Source organism: Nesterenkonia muleiensis, assembly GCF_003600155.1.
In the GTDB taxonomy this organism is placed as follows: domain Bacteria; phylum Actinomycetota; class Actinomycetes; order Actinomycetales; family Micrococcaceae; genus Nesterenkonia; species Nesterenkonia muleiensis.
Map to the genome: position 1 here is coordinate 1 of NZ_QWLD01000039.1, position 23541 is coordinate 23541.

Genomic DNA, 23541 nt, shown 5'->3' on the forward strand with positions numbered 1-23541 from the left:
GCCCATCCACGCTGCAGCAGCATCAAGGTCCTTGACCTGCATAAGCTCCCTGGTCAGTCCCAGGATCTCTTTGTCGGCCTCGAGTCTGGGGTTCAAGGTGGTGTGGCGAACTACTGCGGCGCGGATGTGGAACTAGCAGCGTTGAATCCGGGTCCGTGGCCATTGCTGGTCTAGGGCGGCTCTGAGCCCGGTGCCACCATCGGTGATCACCACATCCGGGGCAGGAAACTGCTTGAACAGCGCCATCCAGGCGGCTTTGGATTCCCGATCACACCACTGCCGGCCGATCACGTGGGTGCCGTTGTGGGCAATCAGCACGCACCAGCTGCCGAAATAGGTGCCATCGACGATGATCTGCCGGTGTACCTGGCCGGTGGGATCAGGCGGGGGTACTTCGATCTGCCAGCACCAGGTGGTGGAGAAGCGGAAAGAACGTCCGGTTCCGCCACCAGCCTGACTTTGGTGTCCTTGCCCAGCAGCCACCCTAAGAACGCCTCTAGTTGTGCTCTTGGGGTCATATCAGCCCGGGACTGGGTGGAGGAGGCGCCACAGGCTTTGCACCGCCACCTGGTCCTTCCTGCACTGGTTTTACCGTTCTTCACCTGCTTGGCGCCAGATACACCGCAAACCGGCCGATTTCGAGGATTAGTCACTGAACATGCTTTCAAAGCATGTTCAACCCTCTACATCGCTGCCATATCAGCTATCCACGCCCGGGCTGTACACACATTCTTGCCTATAACCCCGATGCCCGGCGACCCGCAACGGGCTCTCCGGGGATGAATAAGTGCCACGTATCACTCAGTGGTCACCACGTATTTCTCTCAGTGGTTACCACTGAAAAACAGCCGACTACGGATACTCGGCATGGTTCCGGCACATACGTTGAAGCGCAGTATGTCCGTACTCGCACTCCGAACTCTGCAGAGGTTCATCGCTTATGTCGAAGACGTTTTCGTGTGTAGTCAAGACTGTTGCCGCTTCTCTCACGCTTCTCACTCTTGTGCTGCTGCCCGGTCCCGCGCTCGCGGGCACGGTCATGCCGACCTCGAGCTCAGCCCAAGCCTCGGAGTCACCGAGTGCGGACCCCGATGACGGTGATGAGACTGAGGACGCCGATGACTCGTCTCTCAGCCTCCCACCAGAGCCCTCTGACGAACCGGAGGATGAGGGGACACCCAGCCCCTCAGCGGAGGAGGCTGAGGCCCCCAGAGAGGAAGACCCAACCGAAGCGGTCGAGGAGGACCCCTCTACCGACGAGCCGACGGTGCGGGTTGCAGAAGAGGAGGTGGACGAGGAGTCAGAACTGCTTGACCTCGAGATTCTCTCCGATGAACATGGCGGGATTGGTAACAACACTGGCGGTCCGGGGCACAGCGCCAACATCCAGAATCGCCACATCGTGAATGTTACGGCAGGCGACCAGCATACTGGCAGTACAGGGACGGACATCTCAGGACTTGACGGTACCCGGTACGGCGCCTGGGAGGTCTCTTCTGGAGCTAACTCAGCACATCAGCTGCGCCCCGATGGGGATCCAGTGGCTTGGTGCACCACTGGTCCATCCGGCGAATGCCACCTGAATCTCGACGTGCGTAGCGGCACCAATAATGGATATTTGATTGCTTTGACCCAGGCACCCGGCGGATGGGACAGCATTGATCAGATCACCCGGTCGTCTACCGGGACAGGCTCTAATACCCAGGTTCGTCCGTACCACTTCTACACCAACGGGAATAACACCCCGGTGGCGGAGGTGCCGAATAGTGTGCCCGGCAGCGGAGGAAACAACCTCAACGCGACAAGTGGCAACTGGGTGTTGCCCCGACACAATATTGAGATCCCGCCCCGGTGCGGACTCAATGTCGGGTTCAACGTGGACCTGTCATCTTCCATGCAGACTTCGGACATTGAGCAGACGCGTGAGGCGATGCTCGGTTTCGTCAATGCGCTCCAGGGCACCGACTCCCAGGTGGCAATGCACGCCTTCGGTACAACAAGCCCCATCTCTGGTGCACCACAGTTCGGCCTGACCCCTGTCGGCAACCCGAACGTGGTAGACCAGATCAACAACCTGAGTGGACAGAACCTGCAGTGGACCAACTGGGACCGAGCCTTGTGGAGTTTCACCGGCGGAGCCTATTCCGACCTTGACGTCGTGGTGATTCTCACTGATGGTCTGCCGACGCACCACGGCACCGGGGCGAGTCCCGGTGGAGGAGCGACTACGCAGCTCCGTGACGTTGAGCGAGCTATCGCTTCAGCGAACGTGCTCAAAGCCAATGGCATCAGGGTGATCGCGGTCGGGGTAGGTGCGGGGGCTACCGGAACTGCCGCAACGCATAACCTTAAGCTGATCTCTGGTCCAGTCGACGGTAACGACTTCTTCCAGGTTGACGACTTCGAGCTGCTGGAGGGATTCCTCGAGAATATGGCCAGAGAAGGCTGTGAAGGCACCCTCTCGGTGAACAAGAGCGTCATCGGCGTGGGCGATGATTTCGAGGACCGGGAGCCGGCCGGAGGCTGGGACATCACGGCAAGCACCGGATCTAATGACGTCATTCGCCGTGACGGTACTACAGACGAGTGGTCCACCATTGCTGCCGGGGAGACCAGCAGCGACACTGGTGCCGTGGGATTCCGGCTGAACTTCGAGTCGAACCCCGGTGGAACTCAGACTGTAACGGTTACTGAAGAGCTGCAGGACGGATACCAGCATGCTCCGTTCCCCGGTGAGAGTTTTGCTCAGTGTTGGCCGCAAGGACAGCCAGAGCAGTTATTGGATGTGGAGAACGTTGAGTCTGCGATGAACCCCGGGTTCACGGTCGAGGTCTCCGACGGCGATGCTGTGGTCTGCGAGATCGTCAACATGGAGCTCGACCACGCTGCGGCGGTTCAGGTGACCAAGCAGTGGTCAGTCGATGGTCAGACCTATGCGGACGGCAACCAGCCCAGTGGGCTGGACGCAGACCTGCTGCTCTCCGGTCCCGGAGACCAGGACCTGAGTCCGCAGGACTGGGGCAGCACCCGGGAAGGATATACCGAGGGAGAGACCGTTGAGATTGATGAGTACCTCGAGATCTTATCGACTCTCACCTACTGCCAACTGATAGCGCAGGAGATCACAGCCATCGGCGGTGAGCCGCTGAGCGACCCCGTTTCCTTCGGACCTGAGGATCCGTGGGAATCAGGCGAGCTGGATGTGGGCCTGAACACCTTCGAGGTGACGAACACCGTGGAATGCTCCCAGCGGCTGACACTGCTGAAGAACGTTGTCGGCGGTGAAGCAGACCCTGAGGACTGGACGCTCCAGGTGTTCACCAGTCCGGTTGATCCTGAGGATGGCGAACTTGAGTTCAGCGGCGTTCACGGCGTGACTGACGACGTGGAGGCAGAACAGAACTACCAGCTGGCCGAGAGCGGGGGTGACCCCCGCTATGTGCAGGATGACAACCGGGATGATCCGAACCAGCATCCGCTCTCCACAGGATCCTGGGAGTGCATTCTGGTCCATGATGTGGACGCCGAGCTGGTCGAGCTGGAGGACTCGGACTGGTCTGACGGCGCCCAAGGCGCTGTCACCATCCCACTGGGTGCCCATGTCCAGTGCACCGCCACCAACCGCACCGCTGAGCTGACCGTGCTGAAGGTCGTGGAGAACACTTACGGTGGCACCAGCGATCCAGCTGACTTCAGGCTGACCGCATCGCCGGACGAGGGCGTTGAAGGCCTGGAACCGGATTCCTTCGACGGAGCCGAACAGCCGGGAGCTGACAACACTGTCGTCGTACGCCCCGGCCATGACTACGCGCTCAGTGAGCAGATGGTCGCGGGATACGAGCAGGTCACTGTTCAGCAGTGGACCGGCACCGCATCGGACGAGGTCGACCACCAGGATGACGACCTGTGGGAGACGGTCGATCCTGCAGAAGTCTCCGTTGAGACTGACGGCCACGAGATTTACCGGTTCGTGAACGCAGATCAGCCTGGAAGCGTCTCCTGGACCAAGACGGGTCATGACGGTGAGCCCCTCAGCGGCACAGAGTGGGAGCTGTTCGAAGGATCGCCCAGTGACCATGACGACGACGCCGAGCCGCTTGGCACCATCACCGACTGCGTGGCCGAGACCGAGGAGGAGTGCGTCCCTGAGGATACGGACATCGAGTACTATGATGCCGATCCCGATGAGGGCCAGTTCCGTGTAGAGGGTCTTTCCTGGGGCGAGTATTACCTGATCGAGGTTGAGGCGCCCGAGGGTTATCTGATCGACGATGAGCCCATCGCATTCACCATCACCGGCGCGGAGCTGAATGTGGAGCTCGAGGACATCGTCAACGTGGCCGAGGCCGTCCGTCCCGAGGTCGAGAAAGAGGCCCTCGATGTCACACAGGGGGTTGACGGCACGTGGACGATTCTCTACGGCATCGACGTTTCCACCGCCGGAGAGAACCCGCTGAATCTCGAGGCCGAGTATATCCTTCATGATGAGCTCAGGTTCGGTGAGAGTATCGAGATCCGCGAAGCCAAATGGGTCGCGACCGGCACCTCGGGGCTCGACCCGGGTGACATCGAGTGGGATGAGATCACTGACGAATTCGACGCCGATGGTACCGCCACGCTGAACAGCGATGGCACCGTCGCCGACGAGGACACCAATACTTATTACGTCCGGGTCATCACCGAGCCGTTCGACGCGGACACCCTCGAGAACCCCAGCACCTGGACCTGCGAGACCGAAGGCAACAACGGTGCCTTCACCAACTACACATGGATCACCGACCGAGACGGTGAGACCGTGGATGAGTCCATAGACTGTGCTGCGCCGTCCGCGCCGTCCGTCGAAAAGACCGACGGCACTGTCACCGCTACCAGCGGCGGAAGCTGGGAGATCAGCTGGCTGATCACCGTTTCCCGCGAGGATGACTCGCAGTACGAGGGTCCTCTGCACTACGAAGTGGTCGAGACCTCCCCGACTCTCCCTGACGGGCTGAGCCTGACCGAGGGCTGGACCATCACCTCCGGCGACACGGAGGTGGATCTCACCGACAACGCATTCAACAGCGTTCTGGACCCGGGGGAGGACAATGCCCAGTACACGGTCACCGGTACGGTCGCCATCACCAACCTCGGTGCTCTCGATCAGGATGACTTCGAGCCCTGCGACGGAGAGGGACAAGCTGTCGGGCTGACCAACGCAGTGACGCTGCACCCCCACCCCGGCGGTCCCGAGATCGACGATGACCAGGACTGCGTCGACATCGAGTTCGGCTCCACTACCGTCGACAAAGAAGTGGTCGGCACGTCCTTCAACGGCGATCACTGGGTCATCGAATACGACATCATGGTCTCCAACAACAGCGGTGTGAGAACTCCCTACGCATTGGGCGACCAGCTGAGGTTCTTCACCGGTGCCGGCGTGGAGATCACCAGCGCTGAATGGACGCTGGACGATGAGGACGAGGACCTCTCCGGTGCATGGGATTCTGAGGGGGATTGGGACCAGTGGGTCGAGATCGTTGGCAAGGACTCCCCGCGCTACCTCCCCGATGGGGAGTCCGAGACTTTCACGGTGACCGTTCACGCTACCGTGGAGCAGGACTACTTCGACGCGCAGGAGGCCGGGTCCTTCTCCGGTGCCGCAGCAACGGCTGCGCTCATATTGGATTCGACCGTCGGCATCCTCCTAGACCTCAACGCCACTGAGGTCATCGATGAGCCCAGCTGTCCTGAGGGTGACTACCATGGTGGCAGCTTCGGATTCCTGAACTACGCCGAAGTCACCTTCCCCGGTGGCGCTGAGGACGACTCGGACTGTGCTGAGCCAACTCTGCCGAACATCGAGAAATCCGCTGCATCGGTGGGCGGTTACGACGCTGAGAACCATACCTGGGTCGCCACCTACGACCTCACTGTGGCCAACGAGGACGGTCATGCCACCGTCTACCATCTCTATGACCAACCAGGATTCGCCGAGGGCGTGGACATCCTCGAGATCGCCGCATTCGGCGACGACGGCCGGATCGAGGACTGGGACGGCGATCCCAGCACCGCGATCGTCACGGATGTCCCGCTGAGCGCAGGGGTAACACACGAATACCAGATCCGGGTCACCCTGACGGTCGGCGCTGACGGTTTGAACGATGAAGCAGACCGCGTCTGCGGTGACGTTCACCAGCCCGGCAGCGGTCTGTACAACTCTGCCCAGATCACCGTCGGCGACATCGAGCGAGAGGATGAGGACTGTCTCGAGGTGCCGGAGCAGGTCACACCGGAGCTGGAGAAGGCTGTCGGTTCCACCTCCTACGACCTCGAGGACGACCTGTGGACCGTCCACTATGAAATCTACGTCACACAGCCGGAGGGCACGGACCCGGACGGTACGCACCCGATCTCAGCCCGGTACCGTCTCACTGACACTCTCAGCTTTGGCGATGGCGTCGAGATCCAGTCCGCGCAGTGGGAACGTACCCAGCCGGATGATCCTGAGCTTGCAGGCACCTGGGCGGATTTCGACCAGGAGCAGCTCTTCGTGGAGGACGAGTTCATCGGTGCAGGGGACACCCATATCTATCAGGTGACGGTCACCGCCGAGGTGGACCGTGAGGCTTTCGTCTACGACAATGAGGGCAATCTCGCCACCGAGTGCGCGCCGGGCCAGGCCGGAGACTTCCTCAACGCCGCCTACCTCTACAGCCACGGCGAGGAAACTCAGGATGAGGCCTGCGACCGTCCCGAGGTCGGCACCCCAGAGATCCAGAAGGGGCCGGGCTCAGAGGCTGTCACCTTCGACGGTGATGAGTGGACCATCGTCTACGATGTCACCGTATCCAACGATGATGACCACCCCACCTGGTACTCGTTGCATGAGCGACTCCGCTTCGCAGGTGAACACGGCATCGATATCACCGGTGCACACATTGGCGGTGAGGAGCTCGACGTCACCTGGGAGGAGAGCCAGTTCGACCAGCGGGTCGACCTCACCGAGGGCACTCCGCTGCTTCCCGGCCAGGAACACATCTATACCGTGACGGTGACTGCCACAGTCAGCGCCGAGTACTTCGAGGCGTTGGAAGACGGAGAGAGCGCCGCAGTATGCGACGACGGTTCAGGCGCCCCCGGCAATCGGGCGTTCCGCAATCTGGCCAGCATCACCTTCCCGGGAGGATACGACCGCGACGACCACTGTGAGGAGCCCAGCCTCCCGCAGATTGAGAAGAACCTGCTGAACGTCGGCGAGGTCTCCGATCCTGACCAGCAGTGGCCTCTCCAGACCCCCATTGACGGACGCGCGCTCTGGACGGTCGGATACGAGGTCCTGGTGGAGAACACCGGCGGCCATGCCAGTGTCTACGACCTGCTCGATTCCCCAGACTTCGACCCGGGCACCCAGGTACTGGCCTACATGGTCTCCGGTGAGGACGAGTCCGGTAACCCACGGGTGCAGAAGACCGCCCCCGCCGAGGCAGAGGACATTGGCGAACCTCTCGATGTCACCGAGATCGAGATGGTGCAGAACCAGCAGATCAACGCCGACGTCTCGCACCGGTTCGTCGTGCTCTTCCTCTTCGAAGTGCCCCACGGCTACGACGGCGACCTGCTGACCTGCGAGGGGGCCGGCCCAGGCGATGCACTGTTCAACACCGCGGAAATCACCATCGGTGAGATCTCACGCAATGACACCGCCTGCGCACCGCTGGAGGAGCTGGTGGTGCCTCAGATCGAGAAGAACGTCACCAGCCTCGACTACGAGGTGGACGAGAACGGCGTCTGGACCATCACCTACAACGTGGAGGTCCACCAGCCGGATGAAGAGGATCTGGACGAACTCACCGGGCTCTCCCGCAACCCGCAGAACCTCAGCGCCGAATACGGCCTGGTCGACACCCTGGAGTTCGGGGAGGGCGTCGCCGTCGAGTCCGCATCTTGGGCCGCCGACGAGGACACCGCAGAGCTCATCGACGGTGCGACGACCGGAGAGTTTGCCGGCAGTCTGGCGGCGATCACCTCCGGCCAGATCATCCACGCAGGGGACAGGCATGTCTTCACCGTGACAGTAGACGCGACCCTGACCGGCGCAGCGCGCGAGCCTGGTAATGGCGGCGTCCTGCCTATCCACTGCGAGGAAGGGCAGGACCCCGAAGCAGGCGGATTCCTCAACACTGTGGAACTCTACAGCCATGGTCAGACCATCGATGACCAGGACTGCGCAGAGCCCGAAATTCTCGAGTTCTCCAAGACTGTCGACTCGTTGACCTACCACGTCAGCGATGCGCTCTGGACGCTCAGCTACGGCATCACCGTGGAGAATCTCGGAACCGAGGGCCGGGAATTCACCCTCACCGACACTCCAGAGTTCACCAGTGGTGTAGTGATCACCGAGGCCCCAGTGCTCACACTGGCCGGTGAAGACATCGCCTCCGTGTGGGAGAACGGGGAGCTGGTCGCCGAAGGTCTGACCATCGGCGGCAGCACCACTAACACCTACACGGTGACCTTCGAGCTGGAGATCGACCTATACGAGGTCCAGCAGCAAGAGTGCTCGGCAGCCGGTGTCGGCCATGGGCTGTTCAATGGCGCGCTGCTGAGCACCGAGTTCCAGGATCTCGAGGACCAGGACTGCCTCGATATCCCCGAGCTGGTAGACCCGGAGCTGGTCAAGACGGTGAGCGAGACTCAGCAGCTGGACAACGGCGACTGGGCGATCCGCTACCGGATCGAGGTTACCCAACCTGACAGTGAGCACCAGCTTCCCGGCTTCTACCAACTGCGTGACACCCTGGAGTTCCCGGAGCAGGTGGAGATCCTCGGAGCCGGCCATACCGCCGGATCAGAGGAGTCCTTCGCCCTGGAGGACTACACCGCCTTCGACTCCGAGCGCAGCACAGTGATCGTGGAGAATGCTGAGCTCGCCGCCGGCGACACTGCGGTTTACACCGTGCTTGCCCAGGCACGGCTGCCCCAGGAGGCTTACGAGAACATCCAGGACAGCAGCTGGACCTGCCAGAGCGAGGACGGCTACGGGGCGTTCACCAACCGCGGCACCCTGGAGCAGCCCGACGGCACTCTCATCCAGCAGGACGACGACTGCGCCGAACCCGACCGTCCACAGGTCGCCAAGTCCGGCGGCAGTGCCACTGACAATGGTGACGGCACGTGGGACATCGACTTCACCATCGAGGTCACCGCCCCTGAGCAGCTTGACCCCACCAACACTGCGGGTCTGCGCTACCTGCTCCAGGAAATCTGGCCGAGCCTTCCTGAAGGCGTCGTGCTTACCTCCGGATGGACTGTGACGCAGGACGGGGAAACCTTGGTCGAGGGTGCCAGCAGTGGCGAGGATCAGATCGCCGAGGGCTACCTGGCCGCCGGCGCGATCGAGACCTTTGAGGTCGCCGGCACTGTGGAGCTCAGCGCTGATGCCGCAGTGGACGATGCCCCGCGCTGCGGCGAGGGCGTCAGCCGGCTCGGCTTCGACCTGACAAACGAGGTCACCCTGACCCTGGGCGATGACGAGACCACTGTCATCGTCGACCAGGACCAGGACTGCGCCCCGGTACCCACCGGTGATCCCCAGGTGGACAAGACTGCCCAGAACGCGCGCTTCAACGGCGAGCACTGGGTGATCACCTACCTGCTGGAGGTGTCCAACGCTGCTGGCCACACCACCGGCTACACCCTGACTGATCACCTGCGCTTCGAGCAGGGCATCACCCCGCTCAGCGCCGCATGGTCCGGTCCGGCCGGGACAGGCGAATGGGACCCCGACGAGCTGGGCGAGGAAACCACCCTGGTGGAATGGAGCACTCTGGGCGCGGGTCAGACCGATACCTATACGGTCACCGTCAACGCCGAGGTGCCGGAGGAGTACTACGACGGCGTGGCCGAGGCCTGTGATGCCGAGGACGGCGCCCCAGGATTCCTCAACGCAGCCCGCGTGGCCTACCCCGGGGGCGAGAACGAGTCAGCGGACTGCTTGGTGCCGACTCTGCCCGAGCTGAGCAAGACTGTAGGATCCATGATCTATGACGCTGACACCCACACCTGGGATGTCAAGTACCAGATCGTGGTGGACAACACCGGTGGACACGCCACCACCTATGATCTGACCGATACCCCGGACTTTGCCGAGGGCGTGGAAGTTCTCGAATCGGGTGTCCCGGATGTCACCGGTGCTGAGCTGGAGGTCGGGGAAGTGCACATCTATGAGGCGCGCTTCACTGTGTCCCTCGAGGCCCCGGCGGAGTACACCGAATGCACCGGCAACCCTGGTCACGGACTGTTCAACACCGCAGTGCTGACCCTCGGCGATCTGGTGATTGATGACTCGGCCTGCGCCGACATCGTTGACGAGCTCGTGGTGCCGGATATTGCTAAGACGCTCACCAATGCTGAGCACACCGGCGATGACCAGTGGTCCGTCGAGTATCTGATCGAGGTCGCTCAGCCCCAGGTTGGTGTCTCGGCCCGCTACGACCTGGAGGATGTCCTGGCCTACGGCGAGGGGATCACGGTGGAGTCGGCTTCCTGGAGCACTGAGGCGGACCTGGAGGGCTCCACCTCTGGGGTATTCGAGGAGGGAGCTGCGGTGCTTGCCGCCGCCGAGGTCATCGGCTCCGGGGAGACTCACACCTACACCGTGACCACCACTGCCCAGCTGCAGATCCCGGCTGATGCGGCCAACGCCCCCGGCGCCGAGTGCTACCCGGCCGGGCCTGGCAGTGTTGGCGGGTTCCTTAACACCGCAGTGCTGACCAGCAGCGGTCAGGAGCGCATGGCTGAGGACTGTGCCGAGCCGGATCCGCACACCGACGACGTCGGGCTGGTGAAGACCAACGGTCTTGAGGGCGATGCGGTCAGTGTCGGTGACCAGTTCGACTGGCAGCTGGAGGTGACCAACTATGGAAGCCGCTCGGCTACCGATGTGGTGGTCACTGATGAGCTGCCTGGCGAGGTCGAACTGGTGCAGGTCGCTAGTCCGGAGGGTTGGGACGTCACCATTGAGGACCAGTTGGTGACTGCGAGTGTCCACACCTTGGAGCAGGGGGAGGCCGCTGAGATCGTGCTCACCGTCAGGGTCCGTGAACTGGAACCTGAGGTCCAGAACACCGATGTGAAGCTCAGCGCCGACAACACGGCTTGCGTCACCGCCGCCCGGGACGAGGATCCGGACAACAACTGTGACGAGGACCGTGTGGTGATTAAGTCGCCCGATGAGCAGCCTGCGCCGGAGCCCGACCCGACTGAGGAACCGGAGCCGACCGAGGATCCGAGCTCCCCGTTGGCAACTACCGGTGCTGCGATCCTGGCCATTCTGGTATTGGCGCTGAGCTTTTTGCTGATCGGATTCGGCATCCGGGGCATCGCCCGCAGCCGTCACTGAGCACATCTGCGCTGTACATACAGCAGAGAGGACGTAGCATAGGGGTCACGAGGAGCTTCTATCCAGGGGGCGGCCAGTATGACGACGATGCATGAACATGTCGGACGTACCTTCGAGCTTGCCGCTATGCGCCGGGCTGCCGCCCAGGTGGAGCAGAAGCACGAACCGAGATTCCTGCTGATCGAGGGGCCTGCCGGGATAGGAAAATCCGCTCTGGTCAACGAGGCGGTCAAGGAGGTCAGCCACTGGTGGCGGGCCAATGTGTACCTCGACCATCGAGATCAGCATAAGCCAGGATATGCAGCGACCCATCTGCTGCGTAAGCCACAGCGCTATCAGGCGCCCACTGATCAGGAAGAGCTGACCGAATGGGTTCGCTCCACGGTGGACGCTGTCACTGGCCCTATCGTTTTGGTGTTCGAGGATCTGCAGTGGGTCGACGCACTCTCCAGCGACATTATCTATCAGGCGGTGCGGGAGACCGAGTTTGTCCCGATGTACAATCTCGTCACCCTGAGAACCACTCGACGCAAGGATCTCGACCGCTTCCGGCGATTGGCACAGACCCACGGCGAGGCCCTCCACATTGTGCTGTATCCGATGAGCACCTCAGAGATTCAGGAGATCCTGGTCGGCCACACCGGTCTGCCGCTGAGTCTGGAACTGTGTGAGCGAGTCAAAGAGGCCACCAGCGGGTTCCCCAGCTACGTAGCCCATATGGCCCAGAGCCTTGCGGCGTCCCCAGCGGGGCGCGGCAGAGGGATCGAGACGGCTCTGGCCTCCATCTATGAGGAGGACGGACCGGCTGACCACATGTGCAGAGTCATGGCTGATGAGCTTCGGGAGATGTCTCCCCCGGTTCGCAGGGTTCTTGAGCTGGTTTCCCTGTCCCGGGACGGACTCACCCCGGCCCAGCTGCGAAGCCTCACCGGTGAACGGCCCGATCTGGAAGCGCTGGAAGATACCTGTCTTGTGTCCACCGGGGGGACGAAGCGCCGTGTCAGGATTCATTACCACGTGCACCGAGAAGGAATCCGGTCTCAGATTCCTGATGGGCGACGGGCGGATCTGCACCGCGCTCTCGCCGCTGAGGACAGCGGTGGGAGCGCCCTGCTGCAGGATGCGGCCGCGGCCGAGATCGACCTGTTGACCGGTGCCATGGATGACAGTGATGCCGGCGGACTTGTAGACCAACTCATATCGCGTGCAGGCGCCGCGGTCGCGGTGGAGGATAGTCGAAGCGCGCTCGAACTCAGCCGGGCGGCGTTTGGGCTGTCTGAGTCGGAAATGGTGATTCAGATTTTCGTGCGTGCTGCGCTACGTTCAAAGCGCATCCATGAGCTGCAGCGCGTTGTGCCGCTGCTCGACGATCTTCCGCACGGGCCGCTGCGTGCAGGAATCTCTGCACTTCTGAATTTCCACACCGGCCGGCTGGACGCCGGCTATGCCGAACTTTCCGGCGCGACGGACCTGGAGTCATCCAGCGTCGACGCCCTGCTGATCTACGCCGAAGCGGTGGCAGCGGCTGGCTGGCGCAATGCGGCAGCCAGCGCGCTAGGTCGCAGTCGCGAGATCTTTGCCCGAACGGTGGCATCGCTGCGCTGTGCCAGCAGTGACCCTACGAACCATGACCAGACCCGTCACCAACTGAGGAATATGAGCCTAGTCATTGAGATGTGGGGTCTGTTGGACTCGGGTGTGAGCACCCAGGAGGTGGTAACGGGACTGACAGGGCTGATTGATGAGGCGGGTGAGTCCCCCGGTACCAGGCATGCGCATACTCTCCTGCGTGCTATGCGTGGGGCCCTGCTGCGCCAGACCGGTATGCGGCGCCAAGCACTGGAGGATCTGGTCTGGGTCACTCAGCACTGGCACTACCTGGACGATGGGCTGACAACCTTCGCAAAGATCCAGCTGGCTTTCACCTATTTCGATGCCGGTTTGTGGGATGCGGCCGAGACCGTGGGAACTCAGGCTGCCGCAGAGGTGCTCGGGGGCTCAGAAGATGCCTTGTCGATGATCGCCTACAGCCTGGGTGCTCTGGTACCGACCGCCCGGGGGGACGCCGGAGCATGGGCACGGACCCTTGACGCCGTCGCTGCTTCTGACGGGGAGTTCGGGGCCCTGCTTCAGGCTCCCCGCCACTACGCTCTAGCCTGGGCAGCCATAGCCGGGGGAGACCACCATCGCGCGTGCGGGCATCTTCTCAAGATGCAGCACCCAGCACGGGGATGGGGGGCCGATCTGACCAGTACTGTGCTGCTTGCCCGGGCCCTCCACTACACAGGGCGTTCGGTGGCAGTGGCCGACCAACTGGACAGTCTTAATACCAGTGCTCGGGTCAGGAGTGAACTGGTCGTCTATTGCGCAGCACACGTTCAGGCTCTTCTCCATTCCGGGCGCAGTGAGTATCGGGCTGCTGCACAGAAGTTTCTGGCCGCAAACCAGGTGCTGGGAAGCCAGCCAGGCATCATTTCCGGCCAGTCATCCGGTGAGGCCGGCGGGCAGCGGATTTACCGGGCATTACTGGCCCAGGATTTCGGCCACTGTGTGCTCGAAGCCGGTGACGCGCTCAATGAGTACAGGGATAGGGCAGCAGAATTGCTGGTGTGGGCAATAAACCTGTGGAGCAGTTGTGGGGCGGAGGGACTGGTCGACCAGACTGAATCCCTGCTGGCCAGACTCACCGGAGAGACACCATCGACCGATCCAGAGACGATCAGGGAGGTTCTGGCCGAGCCCGGGGCTCAGCCGACTCGTCGTCTGCCCGGATGGATCAGTGCAGAGGCCATCGCCAAGCTGCACCTTCTCACCGACCGTGAGCGAGACGTCGCGCTGATCGCCGGTGAAGGCCTATCCAATAACGAAATCGCTCAAAGACTAGTGCTCTCAGTCCGCACCGTTGAGACCCATATGAGCAATATTCTTTCCAAACTCAGTATGTCGTCCCGGCGTGAGCTGTACCGGATTCTGCTTCCGCAGTCCCTGAACTGACGGCCTTCTCCTCCCCGAAGAAGGACTCGTTACCCGACCAGGCGGCGAAGCTCGGTCACTGCTGCGTCAGGGTCAGCGGCCCCGAACACCGCAGATCCGGCGACGAAGGTATCGGCCCCGGCCTCAGCGGCACGCAGGATGGTCTCGCGGTTGATGCCGCCGTCGACCTGGACAGCCACCTGCCCTCCCAGGTCGTCGGCAGCGCGCCGGGCGGCTGAAATCTTGGGCAGGACTGCGTCGATGAACGACTGGCCGCCGAATCCCGGCTCCACGGTCATGAGCAGCAGCATGTCCAGCTCTTGCAGCATATTCAGGTGAGGTGCCAGTTCGGTCTGCGGCTTGAGGGCCATTGCGGCCCTGGCCCCGCAGGAACGCAGATCCTGGGCCACCTGAGGTGGCCGAGCCGCCGCCTCGGCATGGAACGTCACGGACTCAGCGCCCGTCTGCGCGTACCGAGGTGCCCAACGGTCAGCGTCGTCGATCATCAGATGGATGTCCAGCGGCAGGTCGGTGGCCCTGCGGATGGCTTCGACAACTGGCAGGCCGATGGTCAGGTTGGGCACGAAGTGGTTGTCCATCACATCCACGTGGACGGCGTCGGCGGAGGGGATGCGGGCCAGCTCGGCGGCCAGATTCGCGAAGTCAGCACTGAGGATGCTCGGGTGGATGGCAGTCATCCGGCCATCCTATCCAGCCCGCTGGACAGGACCTCCTCACACCGGGTCAGATGCCGGAATAGGGGGCGAGCGCGGCAGCAGCCCGGCTCCTGCTGGTGGCCCAGCGGGTGATCGCAACGATACCGCCAGGCACCAGAATCCCGCCGAGGAGACACAGCAGCCACCCAATGCCGCGCAGCTCTTGGTCATCCGCGGTCAGGAGGAGAAGTACCCCGATAAGCAGGCTCACACCGCCCAAGGAGCAGCCGATCACCACCAGTCCGATCCAGGCGCCGCCGACGGGTCTGGTCCAATGCGCCTGCAGCACTGGGGGCATGCCAAGGCGCTGGGTATCGGCATCCTGGGACTGGAACCATTCGACGGCTGCCTCACGGTAGCGGCGGGTGCGGAGGGCACCGCCGATCGACCAGCCCCAGAGCAAGAGGCCACCGGCTGCCAGGGCCAGCATCCCCGGAATCCCCCATGCCGCGGAGTCCATGATCGCCGCACCAGCGACACCGGCAGCGCCGCCGGTGAAACCGAGCCCGGCAGCGATGAGCAGTGCCTCCGGCCAGGCCGACCTGCGCACCTGCGCCATGTGCTCCTGAGCCGAGGATTCATCGCTGAGATACTTCCGATTCAGCTGATCGAGTTCGGGGTCGCCGGGGCGGTCACCGCCTGCCCCTGGGTGATTCAGCAGTGTGGTCCGGACAAACTTCTCGGCCACCACCGGCGAGACCGGGTGCCAGGCGTTGACCGCACCGGCCTCAGCCGCGAGCAGCTGCTGGTGGGCCTGGATGGTTCCGCGGGGAATGTCACCGAGATTCTTCTCCTCAGCGGTGCGGTCCAGAAACCTCTGCAGCGCATGTGCCGCCTGCGGTGAAGAGGCTGTCCGGCCAGTGCCGGCAAGCTTCAGCGTGATCCTGCGCCGCCGGCCAGTCAGCCGCAGCAGAGCGTACTGCCCATCGACTGCAATGTTGATCCTCAAGGCCAGCGCTTGCACATCTCGTGGATGCAGCTCAGTGCGCCCCTTGGAGAGCGCTCCGGTCTCCTCGCTGTACCAGGCGTAGTGGCCGGTGTTGATCCAGAGCAGTGAGCCCACCAGCAGGCCGAGCCCCACCAGGCTGAGCACCAGATTGATGCCAAGAGGCAGCGGCGAGAGATCTCCCGACGTCAGCTGGAACCCCAACAGCGCACTGGCCGTCAACCAGACCGCCACGTAAATCAGCACAGCCGGGGTCTGGATCCGCGCTCCGATGCGGATCCGCTCAGCTGTGCTATCGGCGCCGTCCATGCAGCTGAGTCTAGGGCCTCGCCGGGACGGGCGGTCTAGCGGTGGCTGACTTTCTGCCACAGGGCAAAGAACATGGCGTCTGTGCCATGAACGTGCGGCCACAGCTGGACGCACTTCGCCGCCGTTTCATTGGCCGGTGCCGGCCGGCTGCGGATCAGCCGTTGCCCCGCCGGAAGCGCGACGTCCTCCATCACCTCGTGGGCGTCCAGCAGCTGAAGATCGCTGCGGCGCTTGAGCAGATCCTCCACCTGCACCAGGGTTTCGGCGGCATGCGGGGAGCAGGTGACATAGGCCAGCAGCCCGTCCTCGGCAAGGACGCCGGCGGCAGCATCGAGCAGCTCCTCCTGAAGCACGGTCAGCTGCGCCAGATCACTGGGCTGCCGGCGCCAGCGTGACTCGGGCCGCCGCCGCAGCGCGCCCAACCCGGTACACGGGGCGTCGACGATAATTCGGTCGAAGGTGGTGCCGAGCTCACCGATGCTCTGCCCGTCGCCGATGCGCACCGACCAGGCTGAGTCACTGACCGGTGCCAGAGCCTTCTGCACCAGCTTGGCGCGGTGGGCGGCTGGTTCATTGGCGGTCAGGTGCAGGTCGAAATCGGAGGCCAGTGCCGCCAGCAGGGCAGCCTTGCCCCCGGGGCCGGCGCAGAGATCCAGCCATCTCTCCCCGGGGGAGACAGCAGGCTCAGCCAGAGCCTGCGCGATCCACTGCGAACCGATGTCCTGCACCCGCAGCACACCCTCGGCGACCCCGCTGAGCCGGCCGACGTCGCCGCCGCGGAAGACTGCCGCGCCCTCCAGCAGCTCCGATGGCACAGCGCCGGATTCCACCGACTGCCCCAGAGCCTTCTCTCCGCTGGGCTCCAGCCGGCCCGGTAGGCCCACCAGGTGAACCTCCGGGGCGATATTGTCAGCGATCAGCAGCTCTTCCAGGTCATCACCCCGGCCGTGGAGCTTCAGCGCCTGCCGCAGGGCGCGTACCACCCACCGGGGGTGGGCATATCGCAGGGCCAGCGCATCGATTTCCCCCAGCCCGGCGGTCAGCTCTCCCAGCCACTGGTCCAGTGTCTTCTCCCCGACTTTGCGCAGGACCGCGTTGACCAGCCCGGAGGGGCCTGCGCCGACCTGGTCACGTACCAGCGCCACCGTCTCATTGACCGCGGCATGATGGTCTACCCGCATCGCCAGCAGCTGATGGGCACCCAGCCGGAGGGCATTGAGCACAGGAGGGTCGAGCCGCTCCAGCTCCCGGTCCACGTTCTGAGCCAGGATCGCGTCGTAGGTTCCTTGGGCGCGTAGGGCCCCGTAGGTCAGCTCAGTGGCGAAGGCGGCATCGCGCCTGTCCAGCGTGGCCCGGCGGATCTCTGTCGGCAGCACCAGGTTCGCGTACGCATCGTCAAGGGCGACGGCGCGCAGCACCCGGAAAGCCACCAGACGCGCGGGGTCAGCCCTGCGTGCCCGCTGTGACGGCACCGAATCGCTGTACCGGCGCGGCCCCCTGCCGCGGGCACCTCCGCGGTGGCGCTGCCTTCCCTGCGCATCGCGTCTGTCATGCCGCTGGCTCACCGCTGTCCCCCCAACCGCACCGTGCCAGATTGCTGAGAGGCCTGCTGGCCTCGCAGCCAGTCGGCGGCACTCATCATCTGCCTGCCCGCCGGCTGGACCCGGGTGAGCACCACCCCGGCGCCGTCGCCGGTGCTCATCACCGCCACCCGCTCTCCGGAATGCCGGTCGGAGGCGGCTAGCGCGACCTCTCCGGGCTCTCCGCCGGTCTTGCCGTGGAAGACCCTGGCGGGCCCCAGCTTGATGCGGGCACCGTCCCTCAGCGTCCAGGCACCCGGCTCGGGGATCATCGCGTTGATCCTGCCGACCACCTGATGAGCGCCCTCGCGGGGGTCGATGAAGGCGTCGTCGCCGGTGAGCTTCGGGGCGAACGTGGGTTTCCCCACCTGTGGGACGGGCCGTGCTGAGCCGTCGAGCAGTGCGGGCAGCAGCTCCACCAGCATCTGGCTGCCCAGCGATGTGAGGTCAGCCAGCACATCGCCGGATGAGGTCATCTCCGGAATCTCATAGGTTCTGGTGGCGTGGATCGGGCCGGTGTCCATGCCCTGCTCCAGCTGGAAGACCGTCGCAGCAGTGGTGCGCTCGCCGTTGAGGATCGCATGCTGCACCGGTGCGGCGCCGCGGTACTTCGGCAGGTCGGAGTAGTGCAGATTCACCCACCCACGGCGGGGGATCTCCAAGGCCGAGGGGGGCAGCAGTGCTCCGTAGGCGACGACGACGCCCAGCTCCGGCGCCAGTCCCCGCAGGGCTGAGCGAGCCTGGCCGTCGACTGTCGATGCTTTGACCAGAGGCAGCCCAGCCTCCTGCGCGACCTGGGCCACGGGGGAGGGCGTCAGAGTCCGGCGGCGGCCCACCGGGGCGTCGGGACGGGTGAGCACACCGGTCACCGGTGCCTGTGACTTGATCAGATCCAGGAGCACCTGGGCGGAGATCTGCGGGGTGCCGGCGAAGAGAACTCCGCTCATGCCATCGCCCCCTTCCGCAGCGCGCGGTAGGCCTGCTTCTTATGCTCGCCGGTGAGTCGGTCTAAGAACAGCTTCCCGGCTAGATGGTCGGCCTCATGCTGGAAGCAGGCGGCCAACAGGCCGGTGGCCTCGATCCGCAGCAGCTCACCTTGTGGCCCCACACCGGTCAGCACAGTCCGCGGGCGGCGGGATACCGGTGCGAAGATCCCCCCGGGCACGGAGAGGCATCCCTCGCGCAGAACGGCATCCTCGCCCTCTCCGCCTTCCCGGGGGACGAACCCGGGATCTCCGCTGAGCTCCAGCAGGGGGTTGATGACCGCTCCCCGGCTGCCCTCGACATCCCAGGTGAAGACGCGCAGACCGACTCCTACCTGGGGGGCGGCCAGGCCGATGCCCCTGACCCGGTCCATCGCGTGGTACATCTCCTCGATCAGCTGCGTGATACGAGCATCCGGAGCTCCGTCTTTGAGAGGGACAGGGTCAGCGGGGCTGCGCAGGACCGGATCACCGATCTGCCGGATGTCGAGAACAGGCATGCCGACCATTCTTTCATCCTCTGGGCAGAGGCCGGTCTCAGGGCGTGGTGATATTGGAACGACGCCGCTAAATCCCGCATTCCGGCGGTCGGCAAGCCTCCTCAGGAGCTGGGAAGGCGCAGCTTTGGTGTGCTGTGTTCCCAGAAGAATACAGACTCATATCTCTATTTGTAGTATGTATGCTATATTTTGATATGTAAATTGGATGGAGGTGCGATATGGCAGACAGTGTGCTTGGGAGTGAACCGGTGATCTCGGTCTCCGGTCTGCAAATGCGGTATGGGGATAAACAGGTGCTCGCTGGCTTGGACCTTACCGTGGAGGCCGAAGAGGTGGTGGCCCTACTGGGTCCCAACGGTGCGGGAAAGAGCACCACGGTTGAGATCCTGGAGGGGTTCCGCGTCCCCTCAGCAGGCAGGGTCTCGGTACTCGGCGTCGATCCCGCCCACGGTGACGACGCCTGGAGGTCGCGGCTGGGCGTGGTGCTGCAGAGCTCGAACGACCACGGCAAGTGGCGGCCCCGTCAGCTGCTCGGCTACGTCGCTGATTTCTACCGGCCCTACGTTGACCCGTGGTCGGTCGATGAGCTGCTCGAACTCGTCGGGCTCACCGATCAGGCCAACCAGAAGCTGCAGACACTGTCGGGAGGGCAGCGTCGTCGTCTCGATGTTGCCCTTGGTGTGGTGGGCCGGCCGCCGCTGCTGTTCCTTGACGAACCGACGACCGGCTTCGACCCTCGAGCTAAGCGCGATTTCCACGACCTTGTTCACCAGATTGGAGATCTGCAGGGCACCACGATCCTGCTGACGACCCATGACCTGGCGGAGGCAGAGAAACTTGCCAGCCGCATCCTGATCCTCGCCGGCGGGCGGATCATCGCTGACGGGTCGCCGATCACGCTCACCCGGGCAGTCTCCAGAACTGCCGAGGTCAGCTGGCTGCAGGACGGACAGCGCCATATTCACGCCAGTGAGGACGCTACTGGGTTTGTCCGGGACCTGCTCGCCCAGGACGGGGAAACTGTGTCTGACCTGGAGATTAGCCGGGCGACGCTCGAAGACGCTTATCTTTCCATCGTGGAGCAGTTCGAGGCCGGCGAAGCCGTCGAAGGCGCACAGTTTGAGGAGGTCGCACCATGAATGAGAATGCCACGACAACGCCGCGGCGGAACCCGACTCTGAATGCTTACCGCACCGGGCTACGCCGCGGCCTCATCTCGACACGGATCATGCTGACCAGCACCTCAGACATCCTCTCCACAGTGGTTCCGATCGCGGTCTTCATTGCGGTGCTCCTCTTCATGCAGCGAGGCACCTTTGAGGGTGCTGAGGTCGGGCTGGGAGCTATGAGCCTTCCGGGCATCATTGCCATGGGCACCCTGTTCAGTGCCGTCATGGGAATCACCGGCGTTCTGGCGATGGACCGTACCAACGGCAGTCTGCTGCGCTCGAAGTCCGTACCCGGTGGCACCACTGGGTACTTGGTCGGTGAGATCACGGCGAACGCGATCCTGTCGGTGGCTCAGGCGGTTCTGGTCCTGGCGGTTGGTCTGGTGCTGTTTGAGGAGCTGGAGTTCGGGTCCCCGGACCGGTGGCTGCTGTTCGCGGCAGTGGTTCTTCTCGGTCTTATCGCCACGCTCTCGATCGGTGCGGTGGTCGGCGCCCTGGTCAACAGCCCCAAGAATATGGGTCTGGTGATGCTTCCCATGATGGGGCTGATCGGCATCTCGGGGATCTTCTATCCGCTGGTCGCATTGCCGCTCTGGCTACAGTGGCTCGCGCAGGTCTTCCCGCTCTACTGGTTCGGCCTGGGTATGCGCGCCTCGCTGCTGCCCGAGAGCATGGTGACGGTGGAGGTCGTGGAATCCTGGCGCATTGAGTGGGTGTTCATGGTGCTGATCGCCTGGACGGTGGTGGGCCTCTCGCTCGCTCCAAAGCTGCTGAGTAGGATGGCTCGGCGCGAATCGGGCTCCGCCCTCGCTGAGCGCCGGCGGAGCATTCAGCAGGATTGGGGAGTGTAGAGGCCAGTGGCGGAGGTCGTTCACAATCGCATCGCGATGCTGCGAGCCGAGCGGAAGGTCTCGCGGCGAGAACTGGCTGAGGCGCTTGGTGTGCACTACCAGACCATCGGGTACCTCGAGCGGGGAGAGTTCAGCCCCAGCCTGCACCTGGCGCTGACCATTGCCGAGTACTTCGAAGTCCCTGTTGAGGTGATCTTCTCCACCCGGGAGTTTCCGAGGATCTCTTGAGTTTTTGTCAAAGCGACACCTCAGTGGAAGCTTCTCAGCACTGTGGCGACAAAATCGTGGGGAGAGTCCAGCCACGGATAGTGCCCGGCTCCTCGAATAGTGACGACCTCGCTCCGGGGGAAGAACGCTGCTAGTCTCCCAGCTTGTGTCCGGGTCGGATGCGGGTCCAATTCTCCGTGGAGCACCGTGACCGGCCGGTCGAAGCCTCTTGCGGCTGCTTGCAGGACCGCGGGGTCCGGGCGCGGTTCGGCGTAGTAGGCATTCATCCGCTCCTGGCGCTGATGAACTGACATTTCGGCCAGTCGCCTCTGCTCGCTTCCCCAGGCCCCGAAGCTGACACGCTGGGCTTCGGCCGATCTCCGCCCCTGTTGCTGGGCCTCAAGCGCTTCGGCAAATCCGGTCTCACTGCTGCGGCGGGCCAGCAGCTCGTCGACACCCTTCTGATCAGTCGGCACCCCTGCTGCGCCGACTGCCGGGGTGATCAGAACGAGTCGGCGGACTCTCTCCGGCCAGTGCCTCAGGGCGTATAAGGCAGCAACCGCGCCTGCTGAGTGGGCTATGACGTCAACCTGATCGAGTCCCAGGGTGTTCAGGACCGCTTCTAGAACGGGCACGACCTCTTCGGCCCTGACCCGGGGAAAGGTGGGAACAGCCAAGGGGAGACGTTCAGACAGACCGCCGAAGTCTCCCAGATACTGCGGATCCAGCAGGGGCCCTCCGGGAATGACCAGCGTGGGTGATTCACCGTCGCCCAGAACACGGTATGCCAGAGCACCGTCGGAGACTCCGCTGCTTGCCATCATGGCAGTCTACAGAGCCGCTACGGCCCAACGTCAGGACCCGTCGGAGCCGGCGGGGGGCCGATCGGCCGCAGCGCCCGGCCATGTTCGGTGGCTGAGCGGGAATGCTCCCAGACCTGACGCAGTGCCCAGAACTTCCGCCAATGAGTGCGCAGACAGGACGGATCGGCCTGCACCGGGACCACCTCTGCCTCCGAGATGCCCACCGCAATGAGCACCGGGCCCTGGCCCTCATCACCTCGGTGCGGCCACGGCTCCCAGGTGCCGGAGGCGGCGTCGTTCAGCACCTCCTCAGCGCGCATTCCCGCCACCAGCTGCATCACCACAGAATCCTGCAGCGGCTTGGCCCGGCCATCACGGCCCACACCTTTGGTCTTGAAGTCCAACAGACATACCCGGCCGCCGATCTCAGCGATCAGGTCCAAGGTGCCCGCATACCCCACGGTGTGGTTCCAGACCGTTACCTCCGCAGCCAGGGGCTTGACCCCATAGCTCTGCCACCATTGGTCGAATCGGTCAGCGAAAGCAGACTCCCCATGAGCGGCCAGCGCATCCCTGGCGGCACTGGGCTCTCCCGCGCGGTCCAATGCGGCCAGAGCCACCTGCTCGGCATAGTGATGCACCCGGTCGCCGCGGGCCGCAGCCGCATCCCGGAACCGCTCAGCAGCCTTCGACGCGTGCCGGGCCAGGTTCCGCAGTTCGCCGGGGGAGCCCATCGCGCCGTTGAGCCGGACATCGTTGATCAGCTCAGTCGCCGCCATATGACCGGCCCAGCCGGTCAGGTCCTTAGCCTCCTGGCCGATCACCGTGGTGATCGACGGCACCTCCGGCGGTGAGGACAGTGAACGCGAATACATCCGTCCGAACTCGGTGGCATGAGCAAGCTGCGGGTCGGTCATAGTCGACCAGCCTAGTCTTGCGCCGGCGTACGGCGCGAGCACCGCGAGGCGTCGACTGTGCGGCCGGCTCTGATTGGACGGCCCGCGGCAAATCGGGTTAGAGTGTCATGTCGTCAAGCCGCCAATATGGGGGTACAGCGACATGCGGATGTAGCTCAGCTGGCTAGAGCATCACCTTGCCATGGTGAGGGTCGCGAGTTCGAATCT

The 23541-nt window shown here is 63.7% G+C and carries 13 protein-coding genes and 1 pseudogene; 5 read left to right on the plus strand and 9 right to left on the minus strand.

Annotated features, from left to right (window positions below; translation table 11 throughout):
• Window positions 1-132: 132 nt before the first annotated feature.
• Together DVO78_RS10935 and DVO78_RS18405 are read right to left on the minus strand one after the other, a co-directional pair.
• Window positions 133-483, minus strand: coding sequence for a transposase (locus tag DVO78_RS10935; protein WP_120004945.1), 351 nt, complete (start codon window positions 481-483; stop codon window positions 133-135).
• Window positions 484-542: 59 nt separating this feature from the next.
• Window positions 543-653, minus strand: a pseudogene (locus DVO78_RS18405) (IS1/IS1595 family N-terminal zinc-binding domain-containing protein); the annotation flags it as partial.
• 386 nt (window positions 654-1039) lie between these two features.
• Here DVO78_RS18405 and DVO78_RS10940 point away from each other — a divergent pair.
• Together DVO78_RS10940 and DVO78_RS10945 are read left to right on the plus strand one after the other, a co-directional pair.
• A complete protein-coding gene (locus DVO78_RS10940; protein WP_162301589.1) occupies window positions 1040-11380 on the plus strand; it encodes a SpaA isopeptide-forming pilin-related protein in 10341 nt (3446 codons plus the stop codon).
• Window positions 11381-11467: 87 nt separating this feature from the next.
• Window positions 11468-14374: a helix-turn-helix transcriptional regulator gene (locus tag DVO78_RS10945; RefSeq protein ID WP_162301590.1), complete on the plus strand. Its 2907-nt coding sequence runs from the start codon at window positions 11468-11470 to the stop codon at window positions 14372-14374.
• A 29-nt stretch (window positions 14375-14403) separates the two neighbouring features.
• Here the strand turns inward: DVO78_RS10945 and rpe are convergent, their stop codons facing one another.
• Genes rpe through DVO78_RS10970 form a run of 5 tightly spaced genes read right to left on the minus strand, consistent with a single transcriptional unit; the run spans window position 14404 to window position 19387 of the window.
• Window positions 14404-15051, minus strand: a complete 648-nt coding sequence (rpe, locus tag DVO78_RS10950; protein ID WP_120004948.1) for a ribulose-phosphate 3-epimerase — start codon at window positions 15049-15051, stop codon at window positions 14404-14406.
• A gap of 46 nt (window positions 15052-15097) precedes the next feature.
• On the minus strand, window positions 15098-16324 hold the full coding sequence (locus DVO78_RS10955) for a hypothetical protein (protein ID WP_120004949.1): 1227 nt from the start codon (window positions 16322-16324) through the stop codon (window positions 15098-15100).
• 35 nt (window positions 16325-16359) lie between these two features.
• Window positions 16360-17889: an RsmB/NOP family class I SAM-dependent RNA methyltransferase gene (locus tag DVO78_RS10960; RefSeq protein WP_338016580.1), complete on the minus strand. Its 1530-nt coding sequence runs from the start codon at window positions 17887-17889 to the stop codon at window positions 16360-16362.
• The gene (fmt, locus tag DVO78_RS10965; protein ID WP_120004951.1) at window positions 17886-18851 is read right to left on the minus strand and encodes a methionyl-tRNA formyltransferase; all 966 of its coding nucleotides are present in this window, start codon (window positions 18849-18851) and stop codon (window positions 17886-17888) included. Before fmt ends, DVO78_RS10960 begins: the two co-directional genes overlap by 4 nt.
• The gene (locus tag DVO78_RS10970; protein ID WP_157983995.1) at window positions 18848-19387 is read right to left on the minus strand and encodes a peptide deformylase; all 540 of its coding nucleotides are present in this window, start codon (window positions 19385-19387) and stop codon (window positions 18848-18850) included. The genes fmt and DVO78_RS10970 overlap by 4 nt, the downstream gene beginning before the upstream one ends.
• Before the next feature lie 218 nt (window positions 19388-19605).
• Between DVO78_RS10970 and DVO78_RS10975 the strand changes: the two genes are divergently transcribed.
• From DVO78_RS10975 to DVO78_RS10985, 3 genes are read left to right on the plus strand one after another with little or no spacing between them, the layout of a single operon-like run.
• A complete protein-coding gene (locus tag DVO78_RS10975; protein WP_202912166.1) occupies window positions 19606-20526 on the plus strand; it encodes an ABC transporter ATP-binding protein in 921 nt (306 codons plus the stop codon).
• Window positions 20523-21407 (plus strand): ABC transporter permease, encoded by an 885-nt coding sequence (locus DVO78_RS10980; RefSeq protein WP_120004953.1) that lies wholly within the window; start codon window positions 20523-20525, stop codon window positions 21405-21407. Before DVO78_RS10975 ends, DVO78_RS10980 begins: the two co-directional genes overlap by 4 nt.
• Window positions 21408-21413: 6 nt before the next feature.
• Window positions 21414-21635 carry a helix-turn-helix transcriptional regulator gene (locus DVO78_RS10985; RefSeq protein WP_238385260.1) on the plus strand — a complete coding sequence of 74 codons (222 nt, stop codon included), beginning with the start codon at window positions 21414-21416 and terminating at the stop codon, window positions 21633-21635.
• Window positions 21636-21655: 20 nt separating this feature from the next.
• Here DVO78_RS10985 and DVO78_RS10990 read toward each other — a convergent pair whose 3' ends face one another.
• Together DVO78_RS10990 and DVO78_RS10995 are read right to left on the minus strand one after the other, a co-directional pair.
• Window positions 21656-22435 carry an alpha/beta fold hydrolase gene (locus DVO78_RS10990; RefSeq protein WP_157983996.1) on the minus strand — a complete coding sequence of 260 codons (780 nt, stop codon included), beginning with the start codon at window positions 22433-22435 and terminating at the stop codon, window positions 21656-21658.
• A 20-nt stretch (window positions 22436-22455) separates the two neighbouring features.
• Entirely contained in the window at window positions 22456-23334 is an 879-nt protein-coding gene (locus tag DVO78_RS10995) for a cytochrome (RefSeq protein ID WP_120004955.1), read from the minus strand.
• Between the last annotated feature and the right edge of the window lie 207 nt (window positions 23335-23541).